The sequence below is a fragment of the Pseudomonas sp. MH9.3 genome, assembly GCF_034354675.1.
GTDB lineage: Bacteria > Pseudomonadota > Gammaproteobacteria > Pseudomonadales > Pseudomonadaceae > Aquipseudomonas.
Genome location: NZ_CP133785.1, coordinates 4,475,682 through 4,486,932, shown reverse-complemented (window position 1 = coordinate 4,486,932; position 11,251 = coordinate 4,475,682). Strand labels below are relative to the sequence as shown.

The 11,251-nt window shown below is 55.1% G+C and carries 4 protein-coding genes, 2 tRNA genes and 3 rRNA genes; all 9 read right to left on the bottom strand.

The genetic code is table 11. The features are described from left to right. Positions 1-97 precede the first annotated feature (97 nt). The 9 genes from RHM60_RS19810 to RHM60_RS19770 all read right to left on the bottom strand — a co-directional run bounded on the left by RHM60_RS19810 (position 98) and on the right by RHM60_RS19770 (position 11,234). Positions 98-2,401 (bottom strand): PqiB family protein, encoded by a 2,304-nt coding sequence (locus RHM60_RS19810; RefSeq protein ID WP_209988202.1) that lies wholly within the window; start codon positions 2,399-2,401, stop codon positions 98-100. Continuing rightward, the gene (locus RHM60_RS19805) at positions 2,394-3,017 is read right to left on the bottom strand and encodes a paraquat-inducible protein A (RefSeq protein ID WP_231423749.1); all 624 of its coding nucleotides are present in this window, start codon (positions 3,015-3,017) and stop codon (positions 2,394-2,396) included. Before RHM60_RS19805 ends, RHM60_RS19810 begins: the two co-directional genes overlap by 8 nt. Next, a complete protein-coding gene (locus RHM60_RS19800) occupies positions 3,004-3,663 on the bottom strand; it encodes a paraquat-inducible protein A (RefSeq protein ID WP_209988196.1) in 660 nt (219 codons plus the stop codon). The genes RHM60_RS19805 and RHM60_RS19800 overlap by 14 nt, the downstream gene beginning before the upstream one ends. 155 nt (positions 3,664-3,818) lie before the next feature. Continuing rightward, a 5S ribosomal RNA gene (rrf, locus tag RHM60_RS19795) occupies positions 3,819-3,934 on the bottom strand. 172 nt (positions 3,935-4,106) lie between these two features. Beyond that, positions 4,107-6,998 (bottom strand): 23S ribosomal RNA (locus tag RHM60_RS19790). A 247-nt stretch (positions 6,999-7,245) separates the two neighbouring features. Further along, positions 7,246-7,321 (bottom strand) — tRNA-Ala (locus RHM60_RS19785). Positions 7,322-7,351: 30 nt separating this feature from the next. Continuing rightward, positions 7,352-7,428 (bottom strand) — tRNA-Ile (locus RHM60_RS19780). Positions 7,429-7,591: 163 nt separating this feature from the next. Further along, positions 7,592-9,128, bottom strand: a 16S ribosomal RNA gene (locus tag RHM60_RS19775). Together the 16S, 23S and 5S rRNA genes with 2 tRNA genes alongside form the textbook arrangement of a ribosomal RNA operon. 612 nt (positions 9,129-9,740) lie before the next feature. Further along, positions 9,741-11,234 carry a CoA-acylating methylmalonate-semialdehyde dehydrogenase gene (locus tag RHM60_RS19770; protein WP_209988193.1) on the bottom strand — a complete coding sequence of 498 codons (1,494 nt, stop codon included), beginning with the start codon at positions 11,232-11,234 and terminating at the stop codon, positions 9,741-9,743. Between the last annotated feature and the right edge of the window lie 17 nt (positions 11,235-11,251).

The window sequence follows — 11,251 nt, the reverse complement described above, 5'->3', positions numbered from 1 at the left end:
GCAGAGGGCCTCATCGGGGCAAGCCCCCTCCCACATTTTGAACTGTGAACACCGTCGAATGTGGGAGGGGGCTTGCTCCCGATAGCCGCGCCTCGGTTTATTTGCCCAATGGAATCTTGGGCGCCCAGGTCAGCCACTCATCCTCAAATTTGTCGAACAACGGGAAGGTCTGCTGCGGCCGCGCCGCATTGCCCATCCGCTCGCCATCCGGCGTGGCGAAGGCGATACCACCGGCGACCAACGTCTCCAGGGATTCGGTGCGCACCGTCGCGCCCTTGAACAAGCCGAAGTCCACGCCAAAACCACTGGTGTTCCAGAAGCGGCTGCCGCTGCGAACCAACGGTGCGTACTTGGGCTCGATCAGGATGTGCACCAGCACGCGGTCGGCAGTCTGGCCCAGCTCGTAGCCGGTGACCTTGCCCACGGTGACTTCGCGGTAGGTCACCGGTACGCCTTCCTTCAGTGAGCCACGACGCGCGGCACTGAGCACCAGACTCAAGCCTTGCTCCTGGCGCACGGCCTCGGGCGGCTGGGCCAGGGCGACGAAGTTTTTCTGCGGGCCTGCGTTTTTCGTCGCGGGCTGCACTTCGATGTATTGCCCAGTCACCAGGGTTTCCAGGTTGGCGGTTTTCATCAGGCCCAGTTCCGGCTTGACCACCCAGAACTGGCTGCCGGCACGTGCGATGCGGTCGGCCACCTGGGTGATGCGTGCGCCGAGCAGCACCGATTGCATGTCCGCACTCAGATTGACACTTTCGATCTTGCCCACGTCCAGCCCTTTGAAACGCACCGCCGTGCCGGGTCGCAGGCCATCGGCGCGATCAACCTTGATAGTCACCAGAGTGCCGTGTTGATTGGCGGCTTCGCGGTCAGGGTAAAGACGGAAGCGCGGAATGTGTTTTTTCAGTGGCACATTCGGCTCAGGCGTTTCGAACGCGATACCGCCGGCCATCAGACTCGCCAGGGATTCACTCTTTACCTGGATGCCGCCAGTGAGGCCACCGGTCAGGGTGACGCCGCTGGCATTCCAGAAACGCGTCGAGCCGTTGACCAGGTTCTCGTATTCTTTCTCGATATGTACGCCAATCACCAGTTGCTTGTTCTTGCGCGAGAACTGGTAGCTCTGCACCGAACCGACCTTGACCTGCTTGTAGAGAATCGGGCTGCCGACATCCAGGGAGCCGAGGTTGTCGGTAAACAACACCATGTGCAAACCAGGGGAACGCAGATCCAGCGGAGGCGCCTTCGCACGGGCGACATACTCGCGCTGTGGCGCAGTACCTTTGTCGCCTGGGCGGATGGCGATGTAGTTACCTTTGACCAGGGCTTCCAGGCCGGTGATCCCCGCGAGGGAGATGGATGGCTTGACCACCCAGAATTGAGTGTCCTGGACCAGATAGTCTTCGGCCAATGGGTCGAGGGTCAGTTCGGCGCTGGCACTGGACAGGTCCGGGTCGATCTTCAGGGTTTTCAGGCTGCCGACCTGGATGCCTTTGTACATCACCGGCGTGCGGCCGGCCTGCAGGCCTTCGAAGTCGCTGAGCTTGACCTTGACTCGGATGCCGGCGGCGGCGGCGTCGAAATCTTCGTACAGACGGAATGGCAGGCTGGGATCGGTGGGCGGGCTGTCCTTGCGATTCTCGGGGGTGGCAAAGGCAATACCACCGGCGACGATGCTGGACAGCGACTCGCTGCGCACCTTCACGCCAGACAGGTTGGCGTCGATGCTGATGCCGCTGGCGTTCCAGAAGCGCGTATGTTTACGCACCAGGTGGGCGTAGGTCGGTTCGATATAGAGCTTGATCTCGACGGTGCTCTGGTCTTCGGACAACAGGTAGCTTTTAACCTGGCCGACCTGGATCTGCTTGTAGAACACCGGGCTACCACGGTTGAGCGAGCCGAGGCGATCGGCCTTGACGGTGATGTGCAGGCCGGGCTTGGCGTCGGACAGCGGCGGCTCTTCGGAGAGCGCCTTGAATTTGCGGGTGGGCTCGCCGTCGCCAGGGCTGGCGGCGATGTAGTTACCCGACACAAGGGTTTCCAGGCCAGTGATGCCGGCCAGCGTTACGCTGGGCTTGACCAGCCAGAAGCGGGTATTGGTCTTAAGGTATTGCTCAACGTCCTTGCCCATCTCGATGGTGGCAATTACCCCCCGATTGTTGCCCTCGTCGTCGAGCGCCAAGGCTTTGACCTTGCCCACGGGCATGCCTTTGTACACAACCTCGGTCTTGTTGACCTGGATGCCTTCACCGCTTTCAAAGCGCACCTGGATCTCGATGCCCTGCTGGGAATAGGCGCGCCATCCGAGCCAGCCGCCGATGATCAGCGCAATCAGGGGTAACACCCAAATGGCTGACCAGTTAGAGGCTGGGCGGGTTTTAGCTTTAGGCAAATCACTCATGGTCGTCGTCCGACTCCGTGTTATCCCAAATCAGTCGGGGATCGAAAGTTACTGCGGCGAGCATCGTCAAGATCACCACACTGGCGAATGCCGCAGCGCCGAGATTGGCCTCAACGCTGGCGAGCCGCCCAAAGTTTACGACCGCCACCAGGATGGCGATCACGAAGATATCCAGCATGGACCAGCGGCCAATGAATTCGATAAAGCGGTACATGACAATGCGTTGTTGTGCGGACAGCGGTTGGTGACGCTGCACCGAGAACAGTAGCAGACCAATGCCCACCAACTTGAACGTCGGCACCAGAATACTGGCGATGAACACCACGGCAGCAATAGGAAACATCCCATGCTGCACCAGCTGGATCACACCGGCCATGATGGTACTGGGCTCGCCCTGGCCGAGTGAGTTGACGGTCATAATGGGCAACAGGTTGGCGGGGATATAGAGGATCGCCGCAGTGATCAGCAGTGCCCATGTGCGGGTTAGGCTGTCGGGCCGACGCGGATGAATCAACGCACCACAGCGGGTGCACGTTTGTTCATCGGTATCCGGCTCTTGCGTATTCAGCTCGTGACATTCGGTACACACCAGAATGCCTGCATCAATCGCCCGCATGATCATCCTCTCCTGACAACGCCTGCCAGATCTGGTGGGGCGACATCACCACCTCAAGCAGAACCTGAACCACTAATAGACTGATGAAACAAACGAGACCCACACCCACCGTGATGGAAGCCATGTCGGCGAGCTTGACGATCGCGACCAGCACGCCCATCAGATAGACCTCCAACATCCCCCAATCTTTCATGTGATGGTAGATGCGGTATAGCAGCAGCCCGTAATTACGGCCGATCTTCCAGCGAATGCTGAGCAGCACGGCCAATTGGCAGAGCAGCTTGAGCAACGGAATACCCATGCTGCACAGGAACACCACAATTGCGACGCCTTGCATGCCCGTATCGAACAGGCCGACGACGCCGGTCCACACTGTGTCCTCTGACGTCTGCCCGAGTAGATTGAGCTGCATGATGGGCAGAAAGTTCGCGGGGATGTACAGCAATAGCGCAGCAATCACCAAAGCGAGGCTGCGCTCAATGACATTGTGGCGGTGAGCGTACAGCTCATAACCGCAACGTGGGCATTCTGCCTTTTCGCCTCGTGCGAGCACAGGCTTACGCATCAGTAAGTCGCATTCATGGCATGCCACCAGATCGTCCAGTGGTAAGTCGGCCACCTGTGGGGCATCAACCGGCTCGGGCATGGATAGGGCTCTTACTCTAAAAAAAGGTTAGGCGCCTATTCTAGTGGTCTGGTTCAGAAATAACTGTGCAATTTTATAGGCGAAGGCTTACTTGACTTTCCAACCGCCCAAAACAAAACCCCATCTGCTTTCGCAGATGGGGTTTCGGAATTTAATCTTGACGATGACCTACTCTCACATGGGGAAACCCCACACTACCATCGGCGATGCATCGTTTCACTGCTGAGTTCGGGATGGGATCAGGTGGTTCCAATGCTCTATGGTCGTCAAGAAATTCGGGTACTGAGTCGTGGCCAGACGGCCTCGCTTCAGCAAATTGGGTATGTGACAGCTGTCGGTGTTTTGTGAGCGTCGAACTTTCGGTTCATCTCGTCTTCACACACCGCAATCTGATGCTTCTACTTGTTTCCAAGTCAGGAGTAGTCAAATTGCTTGGGTGTTATATGGTCAAGCCTCACGGGCAATTAGTATTGGTTAGCTCAACGCCTCACAGCGCTTACACACCCAACCTATCAACGTCGTAGTCTTCGACGGCCCTTCAGGGAACTCAAGGTTCCAGTGAGATCTCATCTTGAGGCTAGTTTCCCGCTTAGATGCTTTCAGCGGTTATCTATTCCGAACATAGCTACCCGGCAATGCCACTGGCGTGACAACCGGAACACCAGAGGTTCGTCCACTCCGGTCCTCTCGTACTAGGAGCAGCCCCTCTCAAATCTCAAACGTCCACGGCAGATAGGGACCGAACTGTCTCACGACGTTCTAAACCCAGCTCGCGTACCACTTTAAATGGCGAACAGCCATACCCTTGGGACCGGCTTCAGCCCCAGGATGTGATGAGCCGACATCGAGGTGCCAAACACCGCCGTCGATATGAACTCTTGGGCGGTATCAGCCTGTTATCCCCGGAGTACCTTTTATCCGTTGAGCGATGGCCCTTCCATACAGAACCACCGGATCACTAAGACCTACTTTCGTACCTGCTCGACGTGTCTGTCTCGCAGTCAAGCGCGCTTTTGCCTTTATACTCTACGACCGATTTCCGACCGGTCTGAGCGCACCTTCGTACTCCTCCGTTACTCTTTAGGAGGAGACCGCCCCAGTCAAACTACCCACCATACACTGTCCTCGATCCGGATAACGGACCTGAGTTAGAACCTCAAAGTTGCCAGGGTGGTATTTCAAGGTTGGCTCCACGCAGACTGGCGTCCACGCTTCAAAGCCTCCCACCTATCCTACACAAGCAAATTCAAAGTCCAGTGCAAAGCTATAGTAAAGGTTCACGGGGTCTTTCCGTCTAGCCGCGGATACACTGCATCTTCACAGCGATTTCAATTTCACTGAGTCTCGGGTGGAGACAGCGCCGCCATCGTTACGCCATTCGTGCAGGTCGGAACTTACCCGACAAGGAATTTCGCTACCTTAGGACCGTTATAGTTACGGCCGCCGTTTACCGGGGCTTCGATCAAGAGCTTCGCGTTAGCTAACCCCATCAATTAACCTTCCGGCACCGGGCAGGCGTCACACCCTATACGTCCACTTTCGTGTTTGCAGAGTGCTGTGTTTTTAATAAACAGTCGCAGCGGCCTGGTATCTTCGACCGGCATGAGCTTACGGAGCAAGTCCTTCACCCTCACCGGCGCACCTTCTCCCGAAGTTACGGTGCCATTTTGCCTAGTTCCTTCACCCGAGTTCTCTCAAGCGCCTTGGTATTCTCTACCCAACCACCTGTGTCGGTTTGGGGTACGGTTCCTGGTTACCTGAAGCTTAGAAGCTTTTCTTGGAAGCATGGCATCAACCACTTCGTGTTCTAAAAGAACACTCGTCATCAGCTCTCGGCCTTAAGATCCCGGATTTACCTAAGATCTCAGCCTACCACCTTAAACTTGGACAACCAACGCCAAGCTGGCCTAGCCTTCTCCGTCCCTCCATCGCAATAACCAGAAGTACAGGAATATTAACCTGTTTTCCATCGACTACGCTTTTCAGCCTCGCCTTAGGGACCGACTAACCCTGCGTCGATTAACGTTGCGCAGGAAACCTTGGTCTTTCGGCGTGGGTGTTTTTCACACCCATTGTCGTTACTCATGTCAGCATTCGCACTTCTGATACCTCCAGCAAGCTTCTCAACTCACCTTCACAGGCTTACAGAACGCTCCTCTACCGCATCACTTACGTGATACCCGTAGCTTCGGTGTATGGTTTGAGCCCCGTTACATCTTCCGCGCAGGCCGACTCGACTAGTGAGCTATTACGCTTTCTTTAAAGGGTGGCTGCTTCTAAGCCAACCTCCTAGCTGTCTAAGCCTTCCCACATCGTTTCCCACTTAACCATAACTTTGGGACCTTAGCTGACGGTCTGGGTTGTTTCCCTTTTCACGACGGACGTTAGCACCCGCCGTGTGTCTCCCATGCTCGGCACTTGTAGGTATTCGGAGTTTGCATCGGTTTGGTAAGTCGGGATGACCCCCTAGCCGAAACAGTGCTCTACCCCCTACAGTGATACATGAGGCGCTACCTAAATAGCTTTCGAGGAGAACCAGCTATCTCCGAGCTTGATTAGCCTTTCACTCCGATCCACAGGTCATCCGCTAACTTTTCAACGGTAGTCGGTTCGGTCCTCCAGTTAGTGTTACCCAACCTTCAACCTGCCCATGGATAGATCGCCCGGTTTCGGGTCTATTCCCAGCGACTAGACGCCCTATTAAGACTCGCTTTCGCTACGCCTCCCCTATTCGGTTAAGCTCGCCACTGAAAATAAGTCGCTGACCCATTATACAAAAGGTACGCAGTCACCCAACAAAGTGGGCTCCCACTGCTTGTACGCATACGGTTTCAGGATCTATTTCACTCCCCTCTCCGGGGTTCTTTTCGCCTTTCCCTCACGGTACTAGTTCACTATCGGTCAGTCAGTAGTATTTAGCCTTGGAGGATGGTCCCCCCATATTCAGACAAAGTTTCTCGTGCTCCGTCCTACTCGATTTCATGACCAAGAGATTTTCGCGTACAGGGCTATCACCCACTATGGCCGCACTTTCCAGAGCGTTCCGCTAATCTCAAAGCCACTTAAGGGCTAGTCCCCGTTCGCTCGCCACTACTAAGGGAATCTCGGTTGATTTCTTTTCCTCAGGGTACTTAGATGTTTCAGTTCCCCTGGTTCGCCTCTTACGCCTATGTATTCAGCGTAAGATAACCATCTTATGATGGCTGGGTTCCCCCATTCAGACATCTCCGGATCAAAGTCTGTTTGCCGACTCCCCGAAGCTTTTCGCAGGCTACCACGTCTTTCATCGCCTCTGACTGCCAAGGCATCCACCGTATGCGCTTCTTCACTTGACCATATAACCCCAAGCAATCTGGTTATACTGTGAAGACAACATTCGCCGAAAATTCGAATTTCTCAGTTAAGAGAACTCACAAATTTTACCTTAGCCTGATCCGTTACCAGTGAAAGTAACGTTCAGTCTATCTTTCTATCACATACCCAAATTTTTAAAGAACGATCTAATCAAAGACTAGAAATCAACATTCACCATCATCACAATGGAATGCTCATTTCTAAGCTTTCATACAACAGAAGCAGTAGTGGTGGAGCCAAACGGGATCGAACCGTTGACCTCCTGCGTGCAAGGCAGGCGCTCTCCCAGCTGAGCTATGGCCCCGTATTTCTACAGGCGTTTCCCACACAAAATTGGTGGGTCTGGGCAGATTCGAACTGCCGACCTCACCCTTATCAGGGGTGCGCTCTAACCAACTGAGCTACAGACCCAATTTCGAGCTGCTAAGGCCGATCTCACCCTGCTCTTTACCACAGAGCATGGGGTGCGCTCCAACCAACTAAGCTACAACCCTATTTAGGCTGCTTCTTATCGTCTTCTTCAATGAATCAAGCAATTCGTGTGGGAACTTATGGAGCAGCTGATGTCGTCGATTAAGGAGGTGATCCAGCCGCAGGTTCCCCTACGGCTACCTTGTTACGACTTCACCCCAGTCATGAATCACACCGTGGTAACCGTCCTCCCGAAGGTTAGACTAGCTACTTCTGGTGCAACCCACTCCCATGGTGTGACGGGCGGTGTGTACAAGGCCCGGGAACGTATTCACCGCGACATTCTGATTCGCGATTACTAGCGATTCCGACTTCACGCAGTCGAGTTGCAGACTGCGATCCGGACTACGATCGGTTTTGTGGGATTAGCTCCACCTCGCGGCTTGGCAACCCTCTGTACCGACCATTGTAGCACGTGTGTAGCCCAGGCCGTAAGGGCCATGATGACTTGACGTCATCCCCACCTTCCTCCGGTTTGTCACCGGCAGTCTCCTTAGAGTGCCCACCATTACGTGCTGGTAACTAAGGACAAGGGTTGCGCTCGTTACGGGACTTAACCCAACATCTCACGACACGAGCTGACGACAGCCATGCAGCACCTGTCTCAATGTTCCCGAAGGCACCAATCTATCTCTAGAAAGTTCATTGGATGTCAAGGCCTGGTAAGGTTCTTCGCGTTGCTTCGAATTAAACCACATGCTCCACCGCTTGTGCGGGCCCCCGTCAATTCATTTGAGTTTTAACCTTGCGGCCGTACTCCCCAGGCGGTCAACTTAATGCGTTAGCTGCGCCACTAAAAGCTCAAGGCTTCCAACGGCTAGTTGACATCGTTTACGGCGTGGACTACCAGGGTATCTAATCCTGTTTGCTCCCCACGCTTTCGCACCTCAGTGTCAGTATTAGTCCAGGTGGTCGCCTTCGCCACTGGTGTTCCTTCCTATATCTACGCATTTCACCGCTACACAGGAAATTCCACCACCCTCTACCATACTCTAGTCAGTCAGTTTTGAATGCAGTTCCCAGGTTGAGCCCGGGGATTTCACATCCAACTTAACAAACCACCTACGCGCGCTTTACGCCCAGTAATTCCGATTAACGCTTGCACCCTCTGTATTACCGCGGCTGCTGGCACAGAGTTAGCCGGTGCTTATTCTGTCGGTAACGTCAAAACAATCACGTATTAGGTAACTGCCCTTCCTCCCAACTTAAAGTGCTTTACAATCCGAAGACCTTCTTCACACACGCGGCATGGCTGGATCAGGCTTTCGCCCATTGTCCAATATTCCCCACTGCTGCCTCCCGTAGGAGTCTGGACCGTGTCTCAGTTCCAGTGTGACTGATCATCCTCTCAGACCAGTTACGGATCGTCGCCTTGGTGAGCCATTACCCCACCAACTAGCTAATCCGACCTAGGCTCATCTGATAGCGCAAGGCCCGAAGGTCCCCTGCTTTCTCCCGTAGGACGTATGCGGTATTAGCGTCCGTTTCCGAACGTTATCCCCCACTACCAGGCAGATTCCTAGGCATTACTCACCCGTCCGCCGCTCTCAAGAGAAGCAAGCTTCTCTCTACCGCTCGACTTGCATGTGTTAGGCCTGCCGCCAGCGTTCAATCTGAGCCATGATCAAACTCTTCAGTTCAAACATCTTTGGGTTTTTAAGAAACCCTAAACTTGGCTCAGCAATCGTTGGTTATTCTTTGATTTCTCGCGGAGTAACTTGTGATGCTGATAATCTTGTTGACTATCAGTCTGACTCCACAAGCACCCACACGAATTGCTTGATTCAGTTGTTAAAGAGCGGTTGGTTAAGATGCTTCATCTCAACCGAGGCGCGCATTCTACAGCAGCCTCACTTGCTGTCAAGTGATTATTTTCAGAAGCTTTCGAAGAATTCTTCAACAACTTCAACCACTTGCGCTTCCGATCTCTCGTTAGCGGGAGGCGAATTCTACAGCGTTACACGCTGCTGTCAACACCTCTTTTTCTCCGCTTTCGACCGAGAAGATCGAAACGTTAATAGCGCCAGACAACACCGCACTATCAACTTCTTCTGGACTTCGATGAACTGAAGCAACTCGCTGTCGAATCTTGCATAACTACTTGTTTACCAAGGAGTTTTCCGTTTCGACTGCGCCGGAAGTGGGGCGAATTATAGACGTCCAGAATCTGCCGTCAATACCTATTTTCATCTTTCTGTCATAAACCCCAAAAACAAAAAAGCCGGCCCAAAGGGGCCGGCTTTCATCGCATCCTACAAACTAGGGAAAGCAAACTGCGACGCTTCATGACTGGCCCGCTGCGGCCAGCGCTGGGTGATCGCCTTGCGACGCGTATAAAAGCGCACCCCGTCGGGCCCATAGGCGTGCAAGTCACCAAACAGCGAACGCTTCCACCCACCAAAGCTGTGATAGGCCACCGGCACCGGCAGTGGAACGTTCACGCCCACCATGCCCACCTCAATTTCGTCACAGAACAAACGCGCCGCCTCCCCGTCACGGGTAAAGATGCACGTACCGTTGCCATACTCGTGATCGTTGATCAGTTGCATCGCCGCTTCCAGGCTGCTCACGCGCACTACGCACAGCACCGGCCCGAAGATCTCTTCCTTATAGATACGCATCTGGGGTGTCACACGGTCAAACAAACTGCCGCCCAAAAAGAAGCCCTGCTCATTCCCGGCAATGCTCAAGCCGCGCCCATCCACCACCAACTCAGCACCCGACGCCACGCCGTCTTCTATATAGCCGCTGACCTTGTCCCGTGCCTGCCCCGTCACCAATGGGCCCATATCCAGGCCGCACGTAGTGCCCGCACCAATCTTCAGCGCCTTGACCTGCGGCACAAGCTTGGCGATCAACGCATCCGCCACCTGGTCGCCCACGCACACCGCCACCGAGATCGCCATGCACCGCTCACCGCACGAACCATAGGCAGCGCCCATCAGGGCACTGACGGCGTTGTCCAGATCCGCGTCCGGCATCAGCACCGCATGGTTCTTCGCCCCGCCCAGCGCCTGCACGCGTTTACCGCGTCTGGTCGCCTCGGCATAAATGTACTCGGCAATCGGCGTCGAACCCACAAAGCTCAGCGCCTTGACCTCCGGCGCTTCAATCAAGGCATCCACCGCCCCTTTGTCGCCGTGCACCACACTGAGCACGCCCTTGGGCAAGCCGGCTTCCTGCAGCAATTGCGCGATCAACAGCGTTGAGCTCGGATCACGCTCCGACGGTTTGAGGATGAAACAGTTACCGCACACGATCGCCAGCGGGTACATCCACAACGGCACCATCGCCGGAAAGTTGAACGGCGTAATACCGGCCACCACGCCCAACGGCTGGAAATCCGACCAGGCATCAATATTCGGCCCCACGTTGCGGCTGTACTCGCCCTTGAGAATCTCCGGCGCCGAACACGCGTACTCCACGTTCTCGATCCCGCGCTTCAACTCACCGGCGGCGTCTTCCAGCGTCTTGCCATGCTCCTCGCTGATCAGCTGCGCGATACGCGCCTCGTTCTGCTCCAGCAATTGCTTGAAACGAAACATCACCTGCGCCCGCTTGGCGGCTGGCGTATTGCGCCAGGCCGGGAAGGCGGCCTTGGCGGTGTCAATCGCACTTTGAATGGTTTCGCGACTGGCCAACGGCACCTGGTGGATGACCTGGCCGGTGGACGGGTTGTACACATCAGCCGTACGGCCGCTGTCGCTGACCCATTCACCGTTGATCAAATGCTGGATAACGCTCATGCAGGACTCCTGAAAAA